The organism is Photobacterium carnosum (genome assembly GCF_002849605.1).
Lineage (GTDB): Bacteria > Pseudomonadota > Gammaproteobacteria > Enterobacterales > Vibrionaceae > Photobacterium > Photobacterium carnosum.
Genome location: NZ_NPIB01000003.1, coordinates 142,585 through 157,073 on the forward strand (window position 1 = coordinate 142,585; position 14,489 = coordinate 157,073).

Annotated in this window: 18 protein-coding genes; 9 read left to right on the top strand and 9 right to left on the bottom strand. The window is 35.2% G+C overall.

The annotated features are described in order from the left end of the window. Nucleotides 1-72: 72 nt before the first annotated feature. The 3 genes from CIK00_RS04530 to CIK00_RS04540 are packed head-to-tail and all read right to left on the bottom strand — an operon-like array spanning nucleotide 73 to nucleotide 2,406. Nucleotides 73-1,410, bottom strand: coding sequence for an ATP-binding protein (locus CIK00_RS04530; protein ID WP_101767732.1), 1,338 nt, complete (start codon nucleotides 1,408-1,410; stop codon nucleotides 73-75). Continuing rightward, nucleotides 1,400-2,059, bottom strand: a complete 660-nt coding sequence (locus CIK00_RS04535) for a response regulator transcription factor (protein ID WP_101767733.1) — start codon at nucleotides 2,057-2,059, stop codon at nucleotides 1,400-1,402. Before CIK00_RS04535 ends, CIK00_RS04530 begins: the two co-directional genes overlap by 11 nt. After that, nucleotides 2,056-2,406: a PepSY domain-containing protein gene (locus tag CIK00_RS04540; RefSeq protein ID WP_101767734.1), complete on the bottom strand. Its 351-nt coding sequence runs from the start codon at nucleotides 2,404-2,406 to the stop codon at nucleotides 2,056-2,058. Before CIK00_RS04540 ends, CIK00_RS04535 begins: the two co-directional genes overlap by 4 nt. Nucleotides 2,407-2,892: 486 nt before the next feature. Between CIK00_RS04540 and CIK00_RS04545 the strand changes: the two genes are divergently transcribed. Beyond that, a complete protein-coding gene (locus CIK00_RS04545) occupies nucleotides 2,893-3,219 on the top strand; it encodes a peptidylprolyl isomerase (RefSeq protein WP_101767735.1) in 327 nt (108 codons plus the stop codon). Between the two features lie 214 nt (nucleotides 3,220-3,433). Here the strand turns inward: CIK00_RS04545 and CIK00_RS04550 are convergent, their stop codons facing one another. After that, nucleotides 3,434-3,772, bottom strand: coding sequence for a hypothetical protein (locus tag CIK00_RS04550; protein WP_101767736.1), 339 nt, complete (start codon nucleotides 3,770-3,772; stop codon nucleotides 3,434-3,436). Nucleotides 3,773-3,783: 11 nt separating this feature from the next. Beyond that, nucleotides 3,784-4,110 carry a hypothetical protein gene (locus CIK00_RS04555; RefSeq protein ID WP_101767737.1) on the bottom strand — a complete coding sequence of 109 codons (327 nt, stop codon included), beginning with the start codon at nucleotides 4,108-4,110 and terminating at the stop codon, nucleotides 3,784-3,786. A gap of 532 nt (nucleotides 4,111-4,642) precedes the next feature. Here CIK00_RS04555 and sodC point away from each other — a divergent pair. Together sodC and CIK00_RS21270 are read left to right on the top strand one after the other, a co-directional pair. Next, nucleotides 4,643-5,152: a superoxide dismutase family protein gene (sodC, locus tag CIK00_RS04560; RefSeq protein ID WP_101767738.1), complete on the top strand. Its 510-nt coding sequence runs from the start codon at nucleotides 4,643-4,645 to the stop codon at nucleotides 5,150-5,152. Nucleotides 5,153-5,277: 125 nt separating this feature from the next. After that, entirely contained in the window at nucleotides 5,278-5,748 is a 471-nt protein-coding gene (locus CIK00_RS21270; protein WP_101767739.1) for a hypothetical protein, read from the top strand. Between the two features lie 85 nt (nucleotides 5,749-5,833). Here the strand turns inward: CIK00_RS21270 and CIK00_RS04570 are convergent, their stop codons facing one another. Further along, entirely contained in the window at nucleotides 5,834-8,416 is a 2,583-nt protein-coding gene (locus CIK00_RS04570) for a hypothetical protein (protein ID WP_101767740.1), read from the bottom strand. 222 nt (nucleotides 8,417-8,638) lie between these two features. Here CIK00_RS04570 and CIK00_RS04575 point away from each other — a divergent pair, with 222 nt between their 5' ends. After that, entirely contained in the window at nucleotides 8,639-8,995 is a 357-nt protein-coding gene (locus CIK00_RS04575) for a hypothetical protein (protein WP_101767741.1), read from the top strand. A gap of 81 nt (nucleotides 8,996-9,076) precedes the next feature. On the opposite strand, the gene CIK00_RS04580 is transcribed toward CIK00_RS04575, so the two are convergent. Further along, nucleotides 9,077-10,186, bottom strand: coding sequence for a hypothetical protein (locus tag CIK00_RS04580; protein WP_233426531.1), 1,110 nt, complete (start codon nucleotides 10,184-10,186; stop codon nucleotides 9,077-9,079). Nucleotides 10,187-10,441: 255 nt separating this feature from the next. On the opposite strand from CIK00_RS04580, the gene CIK00_RS04585 reads away from it, so the two are divergent. The 3 genes from CIK00_RS04585 to CIK00_RS04595 all read left to right on the top strand — a co-directional run bounded on the left by CIK00_RS04585 (nucleotide 10,442) and on the right by CIK00_RS04595 (nucleotide 12,936). Next, nucleotides 10,442-10,720 (top strand): hypothetical protein, encoded by a 279-nt coding sequence (locus CIK00_RS04585; protein WP_101767742.1) that lies wholly within the window; start codon nucleotides 10,442-10,444, stop codon nucleotides 10,718-10,720. Nucleotides 10,721-10,870: 150 nt separating this feature from the next. After that, nucleotides 10,871-12,070: an enoyl-CoA hydratase/isomerase family protein gene (locus CIK00_RS04590; RefSeq protein WP_101767743.1), complete on the top strand. Its 1,200-nt coding sequence runs from the start codon at nucleotides 10,871-10,873 to the stop codon at nucleotides 12,068-12,070. A 107-nt stretch (nucleotides 12,071-12,177) separates the two neighbouring features. Then, entirely contained in the window at nucleotides 12,178-12,936 is a 759-nt protein-coding gene (locus tag CIK00_RS04595; RefSeq protein WP_101767744.1) for an SDR family oxidoreductase, read from the top strand. An 11-nt stretch (nucleotides 12,937-12,947) separates the two neighbouring features. On the opposite strand, the gene CIK00_RS04600 is transcribed toward CIK00_RS04595, so the two are convergent. Both CIK00_RS04600 and CIK00_RS04605 read right to left on the bottom strand, forming a co-directional pair. Continuing rightward, a complete protein-coding gene (locus tag CIK00_RS04600; protein ID WP_045036908.1) occupies nucleotides 12,948-13,055 on the bottom strand; it encodes a hypothetical protein in 108 nt (35 codons plus the stop codon). A 171-nt stretch (nucleotides 13,056-13,226) separates the two neighbouring features. Further along, the gene (locus CIK00_RS04605; RefSeq protein WP_101767745.1) at nucleotides 13,227-13,583 is read right to left on the bottom strand and encodes a YibL family ribosome-associated protein; all 357 of its coding nucleotides are present in this window, start codon (nucleotides 13,581-13,583) and stop codon (nucleotides 13,227-13,229) included. 153 nt (nucleotides 13,584-13,736) lie between these two features. Between CIK00_RS04605 and CIK00_RS04610 the strand changes: the two genes are divergently transcribed. Further along, a complete protein-coding gene (locus tag CIK00_RS04610) occupies nucleotides 13,737-14,099 on the top strand; it encodes a hypothetical protein (RefSeq protein WP_101767746.1) in 363 nt (120 codons plus the stop codon). Between the two features lie 47 nt (nucleotides 14,100-14,146). Beyond that, nucleotides 14,147-14,461, top strand: coding sequence for a divalent-cation tolerance protein CutA (gene cutA, locus CIK00_RS04615; protein ID WP_101767747.1), 315 nt, complete (start codon nucleotides 14,147-14,149; stop codon nucleotides 14,459-14,461). Nucleotides 14,462-14,489: the final 28 nt, after the last annotated feature.

Here is a 14,489-nt window from a genome sequence, read left to right on the forward strand (position 1 = left end):
TAATATATCACTGCGCGATTTGAATGATCTATAGCAATCGTTATTTTATAGTCAGTTATTAACCGCTAAGCTTTATTTACGAGGAATCGGTAGATATAACATCGCTTTTAAGCCACCAAGAGCACTGCTCGTTAAGACTAAGTCACCACGGTAACTATGTACTAGCTCATTAACGATATTAAGACCAAGCCCTGTACCTGGGGTGTTTTCATCTAACCGCACACCACGTTTTAGTACTTGCTTGCATTTTTCATGTGCAATACCTGGTCCATCATCTTCAATCACTAATACAATATGACCATCTACAATCGATTCTTGATACACACGAATTAAACTATTGGCCCATTTATAGCTATTTTCGATTAAGTTACCGATCATTTCATCTAAGTCACGCTTTTCAACCGCAATCACCACATCACTATCGAGTTCATTTACTAATATGACTTCTCGGTGCGCATAAACTTTATCCATCGCTAATGAGATGGCATCAATACGGTGTGACAATGCTGTTTTTGTGGCAAGAATATTCATGGCTCCCGCCATACGTGCTCGACCTAAATGGTAATCAATATGTTGTTGCAACTGCTGTAGCGCAGGAGCAAGTTTTGCCTGTGTGGCTGGATCTAATAATGATACTTCATTATTTAAAATCGCAATCGGGGTTTTTAACGCGTGTGATAAATTGCCAGAGTGGTTTCTTGCGCGTAATAGCAGCTCTTGATAGTGAAATAATAGTGCATTCAAATCATCAATAACAGGCTGAATTTCAACAGGATAAAGCCCTGTTAGTTCGGTTGAATGTCCTTCACGAACTTCAATAAGATTCTTGCGAAGTTTACGTAAAGGCCACAATGACCAGCTTACTTGTAAGGTGGTTAGCACTAAAATACCAATCGCCATGATAATCAGAATGCCCCATAAACCATGGGTTAATTGTTGCAATGTCTTCAGTAGCTTATCTTGATTGACCGCGACTGATAATTCGATAGGGTAGTCACTGTCAGGCAAGCTGAATTTACGTTTCACCACAATTAAAGATTGATTATTGGGGCCTTCAAATCCTTTTTGGGCATTACCTTTGATGGTAGTATCCCATAACGAACGCGAACGTAATACTTGGTGATTGAGTTTTAATGACCAATATAAGCCGCTGTATGGAAAATTAAAGCGAGGATTTGATAGGCGACCATCAACAAACAGTTGACCATGTTTATCAATATCTACTTGGGCTGTAATTTGATCCATATAAAGATATAACTGTGATTTTTCTTGTTCGATTAAATAGGTTTTGATGAAACTTGGGACAACATAGCCCGCTGATAATGTAATCGCCAATAACCAGACTGCTGCAGCAATGAGCAGTCGGTTACGAATACTGGGTTGACGATTTTTAGATGGATTAATTAGCATTGATACGATATCCAAGACCACGTACTGTCTTGATAACATCATTGCCAATTTTACGACGAATACGACCAATAAACACTTCAATAGTATTTGAATCACGGTCGAAATCTTGCTTATAAATATGTTCAACAAGCTCAGTACGAGAAATAACTTTATCAGTGTTATGCATTAAGTATGACAGCACTTTAAATTCAAGCGCGGTTAAATCAACGACATTATCTTGCCATGTTACTTTTGAGGTTCGAGTATCTAAACTTAAATCACCGGCTTGAATAACGGGTGAAACATTACCAGTCGCTCGACGTAATTGGGCGCGTACGCGTGCAACTAACTCGACCATTTGAAATGGCTTGGTGAGATAATCATCAGCACCTGCATTTAAGCCATCGACACGTTGTGTTAGCTCATTACGGGCGCTTAGGATCACCACTGGGCAGTTAACGTTTTCTTCACGGATACCTTTTAGAACAGTAATACCATCCAGTTTAGGTAAGCCTAAATCAAGTACAATGGCATCCCATGGTTCTGATGTTGCGCGATAAAGTGCATCAATACCATCGATGGAGTGTTCTGCAACCCAACCATTTTGTTCTAAACCTGCGACAACTTGCTCGCCTAATGTTACATCATCTTCAACAACTAAAATTTTCATTTTGGAACCTTAAGAACACTTTCAAGATGGCGTCCTTTTATTTCTATCATTTTAAGAGTACGGGCTTCATACTCGACTTTTATTATATTATTGTTAGCATCAATTAGTTTTAATTCGTATATCCATTCATTATCATTTTTGTCTAATTCAACGCGAATAATACGAGCTAATAGTTGCTGCTGGACTTTATGTTGTAGAGCAGAAAAAGGTTGAATAAGTCCTAGAGCCACTGCATCCATGACATTGTCGTGATGTTCATCGATATCAGTATTGGGTGTTGCGAAAACCCGACAGCTAAAAATACTGATAAATCCGATTAGATATAAATATTTGTAATGTTTTTTCATATTTATAACTGTAACCAAGTCGCCATGAATGGAAAGTGAATAACACTATTATAAATAGATTATTCGATTTGTAAGCCTTTAAATTTTTTCATTTTTTAATGTTATAACATAACGTGAGACTTTGGCATTTTATGCCAACAAATACGATAATCAACACATCAGTAATACCTTCATATTATTGTAAAACGATTACCCGTCCAAGATAGATTCTAGTCTAGTTCATCATAGCCGTATATTTCCGAACATTATTGAGTTACTTAACTGATCTACTTTTATTCTTTCTCGTAATACATTGGGTGTGTATTTTGCAAGAACGGCGATGAAATACTTTACGGTCGTAGGGCTGTGGAAGCACAATTGATGAAAATATACTCATCTAAATTTGATAAGAAAGAAGAACGTTGTTAATAGACAACTGATTAATGAATGCTTAAAACCCTTTCATGTATAATAGCGGCATTATATTTGTAATTTTGGATATTTACGATGGCTTCTAGCGCACACGCACTACACATTTTGGTTAAGCATAAAGAATTAGCTGATGACATTATTAAGCAATTAAAAGCTGGAGCGAAATTTCAAGATCTCGCTAAAAAACACTCTACTTGCCCATCAGGTAAAAAAGGTGGTGATTTAGGTGAGTTCCGCAAAGGAGCTATGGTTGCCCAATTTGATAAAGCTGTCTTTTCTGGTAAGGCTATTAGTACCAGTGATGCATTAAAGATGAAAAATACTAACTTGCGTGGTTTGATTCCTGAGCCAGTAAAGACAAAATTTGGTTGGCATATAATCAAAGTTTTATTTGTGATGTAAGTAATTTTAAAAAGGGAAGGTTACGTATCTTCCCTTTTTGTTATTGATTAATTATGCAGCGTTATTTTTTGGTATATCTTGTTTATACGATTTTTCTTATGCTATCAAAAGTTAATTGCTTTGTATCTTCAATTAAAGATAAGAATAGACCGACAAGAAATAATATCATTAATATAAATCATAATAATTATCGAAATTATCGAAATTATCGAAATTAGTAGTATTTTCCTTTAGGGACTAAATTACATATTTGTTCAGCATTAATTTTCGTGACAATAGTTAATAATCGGTCTCGATCATTTTCACAAAGAGTAGTTAATGGACCAGTATGAGCTGTCCAACCTTTATTTATTGAAAGGTTAATTTGTTCTATAACACCATCATCATCATTATTTCTTTGTAACATTTGAGATATAATATTTAACGAATTATCAAGGCTTTTTTCCATTAGGAATTTATCATTTTCTTTCGCTTGAAAATAAAAAAAAGTGCCACTAATCCAACCTGAGAGTGATAATATAAGTAATAGAGTCGTTATAATACCTTTAGCCATTATTCTTCCTACTAAATTCGTAATCTACAGATTGTAGTAATCGTGTTATCAGACATTATTTGTTTAAAAGCAGCTCTGTTATTATTACAAATGGTGGTGACAGAACCCGTTTGAGCCGTCCAGCCTTTGTCAAACCATATTTCCATCTGTTGTATGATTTCTTTATCTGTTTTTTGATCTTGTAATGCTTGAGAAACTATATTGAAAGCATTTTCTGATATTTTTACTTTAATATATTCATGATCAGTTTTTATTTCAGTATGCATTATGAATGAAGCAAACAGCCATCCAGTAATGGATATTAGAGAAAATAAAAATATTTTTTTCTTACTATACATACAAGCCTACAATTATAAGAGAATGGTATAACGGTGATTAATATTAAAGCTATGCTAAATAAGCAATAATATACCTAAAAGTTATTAATATTAAATCTAGTGTTTTCGATGAATATAATATTTCAATTGTTTTATTTATCAATGAGTAAATATCAATTTAATGACTGATATCACTTTATTTATAAGATGGGTTGTATAACAGGAATGTAAGTAAGGATGATGGTTTTAGGAGGGGATTATTATGTTATATCATTAATGCTTATAAGGTTTATATTGAATTAGTGATTAAATATTTATTCCAAAGTGGAATGTTAATAATTTAATTTCAGGCATTATTATAGTGTTGTTTATTTTTTATAATATTCGATGCTCTTTTTTTCTTTATATTTTATGATGAATAGTACTGTTGTTATAATAAAAATGTCATTTTCATTATATGTGGGTATTTTTGTTGAGTAAAAAAAGCTATTAATGATGTATTGCTGAGTTATATTTTCATCGGTGTTAATGACTTTATATAAGGATTGTAAAAATGAAAAAAATACTACTTTCTGCTTTGTTTTTAGCTTCAGCTAGCGTAAGTGCTGCGGATCTCTCGGTTAAGATGATGGATCTTAATTCAGGAACAATGACGGGGACTATATTGATAGAACAAACAAAATATGGTGTCGTTTTTACGCCTGATCTAAAGGGATTCCCCACAGGATTACATGGTTTTCATGTGCATACCAATCCTTCATGTGACTCCTCTGAAAAAATGGGTAAAACTGTTTTAGGCGGTGCGGCTGGTGGTCATTATGATCCAATGAAAACGGATCAGCATGGTTATTCATGGACTGATAATAATCATTTGGGGGATTTACCGCCTCTTTATGTAAACACTAAAGGCGATGCAGAAGAGCCAGTTTTAGCGCCTCGATTAAAATTGTCTGATTTAAAAGGCCGAACATTAATGATTCATGCGGGGGGTGATAATCATTCAGATCATCCTCAACCGCTTGGTGGTGGTGGTGCACGTATGGTTTGTGGTGTGATAAAATAAAAAACTGTGACTTTTAAAGAAAGCGCTGATGATTCGGCGCTTTTTTGTAGCTGTCATTTGAAGGAGGTTAAATTCGGAATATTTAGCTGAAATGTTTTATGTTAATGTTTTATTAGGTAATTAAAATGCAGATGCATCGACTTATACGGCAGGTAGTATTTTACTCATTATCAGCAATTGTTTTCTATAGTGCTTTAGAATCGGCAAAATTTGTATATTTATTAGGCTCAAGTAAAGCGCTGTATCCAATTTCTATTTTTGGGTTCTTTCTATTTTACTGCACCTTATTATTATTGGTTTCGTATTCTTTAGGACAGAAATTTCTATTTGAAGCAACGCGAACTAATCTGCTATTTACGATTAAAAGACAGTCTTATCAAACTCTCGTTATGATGAGTTTATTTACGGGATTAACTGTTATTAATGTTATTGTTTTATCGGCGTTTTCTTCAGGTAAATTATTATCATCTACTTTGACGGATCTTTGTACACTATCTTTGCAGTATGGTGTGACGACGTTTATCGTCACATTCATTGCTCTTTTCGTCGTAATACTCATTAATAATATGATGGTCAGTCGAGGAAAATACAGCTAGAACGCTAGTTTTTTTGAATAAAAGGTTGCGACAAGACGTCGCAACCTAGAATGTCATATTACGGTTTACTCATTAATCAGGCTGATTAGTAAGGTAATTCACCCGCTTTATCTAGCTCGTTATAAACATCAACAAATAGCTTAGCAAAATGAATTTCAGTCCAGGTACAAGGCATTGGAGGGCAGTCATGATACCAATTCTGACCAAATTGCTCGCCAAGGTACAAAGCAAAGTCTTGCATTTCACCGCGTTCAACTTTATCTAACTCTTTATCAGAGACACCAAATACAGTTCCTGCACTTTTACCAAAGCTAAATGTATTTTGGAATCCAGATGTTTGACGATAGTTCACAAAGCCATTCGAATTTAATGTCTTGTTAAGTAAACTTTCTTTCTGTGCTTTTGTTTTAAATGTTGTGCCATAAAGGTACAAATCATGACCATAGTTTTCTTTATAATTCATCAGCTTATTTTTGAAGCTATCACTAGAAACAATATAAGCAACGTTCGTGAGAAGTTCAATGTGGCGCTTGATGCTGTTTGCATCCCAAGGTGTTTCTGTATTAGTAGAACCTAGCAACATATCCGTAAACGAGATATCCCATGTCGCCGTTATTTTGTTTAATTTGTCTAATAGCGGATGTTTTGTTTCTGTTGCAAAACGTGAATCAATGAGATGCCGGGTGCCATAATGACCGTAAGTATTGCCTTGACCATCCAGCGTACTGAGCATTCCGGTGTAGTTATATACACCACTGCCATCTGTAGTATTAAAGCTTTTATCTATATTTAGATCCGTAATTGGCAGGGTAATACGAGTGTATGCCGGTAATTTATCTAAATTAGCCAAGCGTGCCCAATTATGTTGGCTGTGAGCTTTAATATCGAGATCTAGATTGTTAAGATCTATTCCAGTAAAGTTTGTGATTTCAACGGTATTACGATCAAGTAAACGAATATTTACCAGTGAATCAATATTGGCTGAAATAGATTGACTACCTTCAGTTAATCCATCTTGTAAAATTTTACGTACAGAGGCTGTTTGTGGTAGGGCATCAAATTCTAGTTGAGCCGTTGGTACATATGCATTTGGTGTAAAATCAAGGGTATCTAATTTGTCTAATGGCACGCTTTCAATAATAGACGGAGTTAATGTAATAATCTCATTATTATTGACGATTAGATCATGACCACTTACCCAGAAATTATCCAGGAGGTAAACGGCTTTAGCTGCATCTTTAAATTGGTAATCATTTGCAATAAATTGCTGAATGTCATACATAGCAAAACGTGTCGTTGCATCTATATGTTGACCATTATTTTCTTTTACAAAGATGTAGTTATTATTAGCATCCATTGATTCAAACGCACCAAGGTTTTTATGCATTGGTTGAAGCGTTATATTCTGTGACAGTGCGGCTAAATCATAAACAGCGGATCCTTGTGAGCCACCGGCAAGTAATTTAGAACCAATAAATTCAAGTGTAAAAGGGCGACCATGAGCATAAGCTAAATAAGCAAAAGGTTGTATTGATTTGGTTTCACCAAGCGTAGCTGGAGTATTATGGTAAACCGCAATATGATCGGCATCAGCGACTAAAATATATTGATCATTAACAGCAATTTTACCACTGCCATTATGTTGAACAGCATAAGAGTATTGGTATTGATTTGTCTCACCATTAAATACATCTATACGATCATGGGCACTAATTGCTGAAACGAACAGTTGTGATTTATAGCTACGTAAATCATCAAGACCTTTATAAGGTTGAGCTTCACTAATACCTAAAATTTTTGTTGTCGTATTTGCTTTGGTATCGTAAATACCCACCATTGGTGAATTACCCGCTGATGGCGATTGAGCAACAATCAGTTTATCGCCAAGTTGCTCTATTGAAACCATGTTTGAATGTGTAACATCGACACCAAATTTATAGGGAGCGATAGAAGTAGCATCTGGCTTTTCATGTTTGTCTGAACCATCCATACATGTAAATGCTTCATTTAAAACATAGTCGCTCTCAAGGTGACCATTGGGTAAGTATTCAAGCACACAGCCATTGCCCCAATCATAATTTCCCCATGTTTTATTAACGACAACAGCGCCGCCTTCATACATGGAAAATTCCCAATCTTGGTCAAAGAAACTGAATAGATTACGGGTTGCACTGTCATCTGCCCAGTTTCGTAATGGAATAATAGGGGTGCCATGCTCTGCATCTATTTCATAATCAATATCATTGATTTTAATGAATTTCTTACCATCTTTGAAAAAATAAAAATCAGGGTTCTGAGCATACTTTTTGAGTTCGCTTACACGTTGAACCATTTGTGCAGCCATTTCGTTCATGATCTGAACATATTTAACCTGACTTACTTGTTCAATCTCAGGCATAACTTCTGCTGGTGGAGGTAAAGGTAGAACGTCTTCTGGTGTTATTGCTTCTGATGCTGAAATGAATATCCAAGGTGATTCCCATGTATTTTGTGTAATGGTCGCTGGAGATTCATTTTGATTTACCCACCACTGAGCTTCAAAAATATTGCCATTAAATTGTACTTGTTCTTTAGTCGAGTAATTTTTATTTGGATCATACATTTCAGCAGCAAATAGAGAACTAGATGCAGTAAGTAAGATCGCCATAGATAATAATTTTTTGCGCATGCTTAACCTCAGTGGTTGATTTATAAAATACTGTTAAGTCATTATCAAAAAGATAATTGTGTATTTCTGGGGACGTTTTTTTGCTGCGCCTTTGTATAATAAAAACATATATTTGTCATTAAATTATTTTATATATTAGGCCGTTTTATTATTAATATTCCATTAAGGGATATTGGAGTATGATGAGCTTAAATAGCTAACTTTGATTTGTAAGGTAAAGATATGCGTTATTCATGGGCGATGGTTGGTGTAATTGCACTTTTATCTGGTTGTAGTACTGCGGCTTTAACATCAACACCTTCTACAACTGCAACTTCAGTGGTAAAAACAGAAGTAACTCAAACGGCTAAAGCTCTTACTCTTAGTGAGCAATTTATTCAACATGGCTATAATGATGGGTGTAAAGATGCGCTTAAGAATCAATGGCAACCATCAAAAATGATCCTTGATGACATGAAAGGGGTTGAGAAAATGAAGTATGTAGAAGGTTGGAAACAAGGTTATCAACGTTGCGTTAATGGTTTAGGTCCTGTAGTTATTAACGATACAATGCCGATTTCACAGCAGAACAATAAATAATTCATACAAATTTAAATTAACACCTTTACGTTGTGAGGATGATAATTCTTATGACGTAAAGGTGTTTTTATTTTAAGGGCACTAGGATTCTTTTCGTTGTTTTACGGGTTTTGGAATATAGCGTTTTAATTCATCAATTTTACGGTTTTTAGAAAAGAACATTTCAAGTTCAATCATAATACCTAGATTCGCGTGGTAATTATAATCTCGTGGAAATTCAAGTTGTGGTCGTGCTGCAAGATAAAGCCAGTGCTTGTATATACGCCGTTTCCATTCTGCTGATACCCAATAGTTAGTGATTTCTTTTATTTCATCGGTATCTGCACTTATTCCCATCGAGTATTCAAACAAATCTCTTTCTGTTGCCCTCTGATAAATATTAAATTGTTGTACCAATTCCCACTTATCATCATCTTGTAAATATTGTGCACTGGTTGTCGTTCTAAAAATGTTTTTATGATCGGTGGTTAGCGCATAAAATCCACTTAATTGAGAGAGAGAGCCAAAGCCTTTTGAATGATAATAAAATAGCTCTTGTTCGAGTTGGGTTGTCCAGCTTTCACTAATATTATCTACACGAGTAAGGCGAACTTTTACAAAGGGATCGATAGGGAATTTGAGTTTAATACCAATATCAAAATCAGAGCTCCAGTTACCAAATTGCGTATCTTGAAGTCTAAATCCACCAATAGTGTCTCCCGTTTGGGTTTTACTTCCCGATGCTATGCCTCGTTGTTTACTTTCTAGACTGTCATAATCACTCGGCTCTGAATCTAAGATCAGTTTCCAATCACGCTTAACGTGTGGTAAATCGAGTTTAAAATAAACTTTGAAATCATTATCTAATTCACCGCGGTGTGAGTAGATTGACCGTTGGCGAATACGAAGATAACTACGGTTAGGCAACTTAGCTTCATCTTCATCTTTAGTTAAACTCTGATCAATATATTCGCCAACATTATGTACGGAGTCAGTCATAGATTGTTGGGAGCTATCAATCCATAGTGTCATTTTATGTGGAGGGTCGGTATCAGCATCAATGGTTGGGGCCGTTTGCGGTAATAACTTTGTTACGGTGTGACTCTTTTCTGAAGAATTTTGAGTGAGAGATGCTGCATTGATCGCTGTTGTATAGAAGCAGCACAACGATAAAGAAAAATAAGAAAGAATAGTGTGCTTTAGAGTCTTCAAGTGAATGTTATATCCTTACTTTTTTGTTGCATAAATTTCATTTTATATCGTATACGACAGCTATACTGATTAAGAAATTAGGTATAAATAATTATAGTGTAGAACAATACATTATGATTATTTTGTTAATTTACATGGTTTGGATTGTATTTTTATTGTTTGTTTTTGATAGATTAATACAATAACTACGATCCAGCAATTGCTTTTAATCGATCGTTTATTACTATTATTATTGTGGTTTTTCTGGAGGTTGATATGGATAGTTCAAATCTTAAAAGGATCAAACAAGAAATGTCAGGGAAGGGAAATGACATTTTTGACGATTTTGAAGAATCGAATAATCGTTTACCTACGATGGAAGAGTTGCGCGTTATTATGGCGGATACTACGGAGCATTATTTAGGTCCGATAGATCAAAGTATTATTGATGGCATTAATACGAATTTAGAGCGTCAACATATACGAGAGAAGCCATTGTGGAATGCGACTACTGAGCTTGAAGCTGAAGTACGTATATGCCGTGATTGTGAATGATACTTTTATATAATAACGACTGCATATTAGTTGGTGTTTGTTGTAAAACTGAAAACTCTGTTTTCATCACTATTTCTTAACTATCGGCCAATCAGAGGCTATAAATAGCATATTATTGCTAATTGCATGGATCATTGAAGAGGTTTAAGGATGACTGGAAAAGTAAATGTATTTGAAATTCGATGTGGCAGTGGTCATGCTATCGGTGTATTAGAATTAGATAATGCATCATCATTAAATGCATTAACACTGACAATGCTTAGAACGATCCAACAACAATTATTACATTGGCAGCATGATGAAAATATCATCAGTGTGATGATTCAAGCTGTTGGTGATAAAGCATTTTGTTCTGGTGCGGATATTCGTGCGCTCTATTATGCACTTGAAAATGATCCCGCGGTGACAGCAGCTGAACAGACTGTAGCACCGACCGTTGACGATTATATTAACCACTCAAGCAATGAAAAAAGCTATTTAGCAAAACCTTTTTTAATTGATTATTTTACCATCGAATATAGCTGTGATTATCTGATTCATAATTATTCTAAACCTATTATTGCTTGGGGAAATGGCTTAGTAATGGGGGGTGGACTTGGATTATTTATTGGTGCAAGTCATCGAATTGTTACGCCAACAGCATTGCTGGCGATGCCTGAAATAAATATTGGTTTATACCCAGATGTTGGCGCTACATGGTTTTTAAATCAGCTACCTGCGGGTATTGGGTTGTTTTTAGGCTTAACAGGTGCCCACGTTAATGCAAGTGATGCATTGGACTTAGCCATGGCAGATCATCTTATTGTTGATAAAGATCGTGAGAATTTGATTAAACGATTAAAACATTATCCGTGGCAGAATATAAAAGAAAACCAAGCCGCTACCATCATTACTGAGATATTAACTGATATTGCAACAGATTCAGAACGGCAGCGTCCACCAAGCCAGATGATTCCGTATTTTCCACAAATTCAAGCGGCATGTGTAGCACCGACACTTGACGTTGTTTATGAACAAATTAATGCTATTGATGGATTGGGATGTTGGCTTGAAAAAGCAAAACAAACCCTTGCTCATGGTAGTCCGTTATCGGCTAACATCTGTTTCCATCAAATGCAGCAATACCAACAAGCAAGCTTAGCTGAGTGTTTAGCGATGGAGCTATCATTGTCTGTACGATGTGGGTTAGTTGGTGAGTTTAAAGAAGGCGTAAGAGCGCGTCTTATTGATAAAGATGCCCAGCCGAAATGGTTATATAAGACGATTTCGGACGTGGACATACGTTTAGTTAAAAGTTTATTTGTGCCGCTATGGCAGAAGCAAGCAAATCCATTAATTGATTTGATGTAATTATTCGAATAATAAAACAGTGTTGTGTTTTATCCATTTTTTCGAGTTGTTAACGTTAATCAGTGTTTTTTTTATGTAAGTATAAAAAGGTTTAGGAGCGAATTAACGTGGACATTGAGAATAGTGTTATCGTCATAACAGGTGCAGGCCAAGGGCTTGGACAAATGATGGCAGTAACGCTTGCACAGATGGGAGCACAGCTCGCTTTAATTGATGTAAATACAATAGGGTTAAGACAAACGCAAGATCAATGTCATATGCTTAATAGTTTGGCGCGTATTTATGAAGCTGATGTGACTGATGAAGATCAGGTAGAGCAGGCATTCCTTCATATCATAGAAGATTTTGATCATATTGATACGCTAATCAATAATGCGGGTATTCTGGATGATGGTCTGTTGGTACAAAAAAATCAGACGAGCATAAAAAAAATGTCACTAAAGCAATTTCAAACCGTAATGGATGTGAATGTTACTGGTACATTTTTATGCGGTAGAGAAGCGGCTAAGTGGATGGTTGAAAATGAAACCAAAGGCGTTATCATTAATATTTCAAGTGCCGCTCGTGCAGGGAATATTGGCCAAACAAATTATGCAGCATCAAAAGCAGCCGTAACGACAATGGCTGTGGGTTGGGCGCGTGAGCTGGGACAATATGGTATTCGAGTCGCCGCAATTGCACCTGGTCTTATAGATACACCAATGGCTACACAAATTAATGATGAAGCGGTTGAGAAAATGCTAGCGATGGTACCTCTAGCACGTATTGGTGAGCCTAGCGAAATTGCCCACTCGGTGAGATTTATTATAGAAAACGATTATTTCACTGGTAGGGTACTAGAAATTGATGGTGGTTTACGGTTGTAATCAGTGCATGATTAAAAGTGGTTATACAGTGCAACTAATGCTAAAACGCCACCAACAACAAACATGATCATTGATAGGCCAAATGCGAATTTTGCCATATATGGCATTAATTTTTCCATTGGAAAGTCCAAATAGCGATGAAGGAATATATTCTACCTCAGATTATATATTAATAAGCATTAATATTGAGGTTTTGCTATATTTTTGATATAAAAAAAGATCGCCAATTGACGATCTTTTTTTTGTCTATTTAGCAATATTTGTTTGTAAGTTATTTTACTAAACAGATATTAGAATGCTTTTGGTGCGAAACCTGTAACGGCTTTAATACCCATGCTACGGCCAATAGCCGTCATAGGGTGAACAACAACAAGGTCTTTTACTGATTTTTTCAGTTTACCCATGTCTGCTTGTTCTGCTTTAGTTAACACGCGATTAAAAGCTAGAGATTTTACATCTTTACTTTTGCCACTCACTTCGGATGACTTACGGTGTTTAACATTTTGCGTTTTTTTGTTCAAGCTAAGAAGTTCATCTTTAAACTGCTTGATGATAACTTTATCATCACGTTGAATAGCAGCAGCAAGTTTACGCTGGCACTTGTCCATACGGTTGTTAAGATTTTGAAGCTCTTCGTTTAAATTCATTTCGTTACCTTTGTATTTATACTCGCAATACACTAAATCGTAGTGTTTACGATGAATAGGTATTGAATTGTCGATAGTATACATTATATTTTTGATAACTGGATCGCTATCCTACAACTATTTATACCTAAAATTGCAATTTTATGGAGATATATGTCACTTTCACTGTTTAGATATATCGTTGCAATTGATCAACATCAACAAAATGGGGCAATTGATATCAGTATTCGTGATTGGAAAAGTACTGATTGTTCATATTGTGATGATGAAATTAAAGTTATTCGTTATGAAATAGAGTATGTGTTTGATACGAAAATACAAATTATGTATACCATTGAGTATGATGATTGCGTTAGTGATGTAAATGTTTGTCCGGAATGTTGGATTCATTACCAAGTGACTGTTGATCCTTTACATACAATTAAACCCGCAAAAAAATCATTTTATAATCGTTGTCAGCAGCAGTATTGGTTAAAAACGATGGCAATGAATCACTCTGATAACATTCATCACTAATGTTTTATTATTAATTTAATATGCGAGTTTTTAAAAAGGATAAAAAAATGACAAATTATTGTGTCATTGTTACTACATTTTCAGATGATGAAAACGGTAAAACTATTATTAATGCATTACTTGAGCAGCGTTTAGCTGCATGTGTTCAAGTGCTGCCGATTAAAAGTTATTACCATTGGAAACAGAAAATTAACTGCGATCAAGAGCAGCAAGTCATTATTAAAACTAAAACAGCATTATTTGAACAAGTTAAAGCAGTAATAGAACAATATCATCTTTATGAAACGCCTGAAATTATCCAATTACCTATAACAAATGGTTCAGTAGACTACCTTTCATGGATAGAGCAGACTTGTGTGTGATTTTATCTGATTGAAAATAAAACGGATA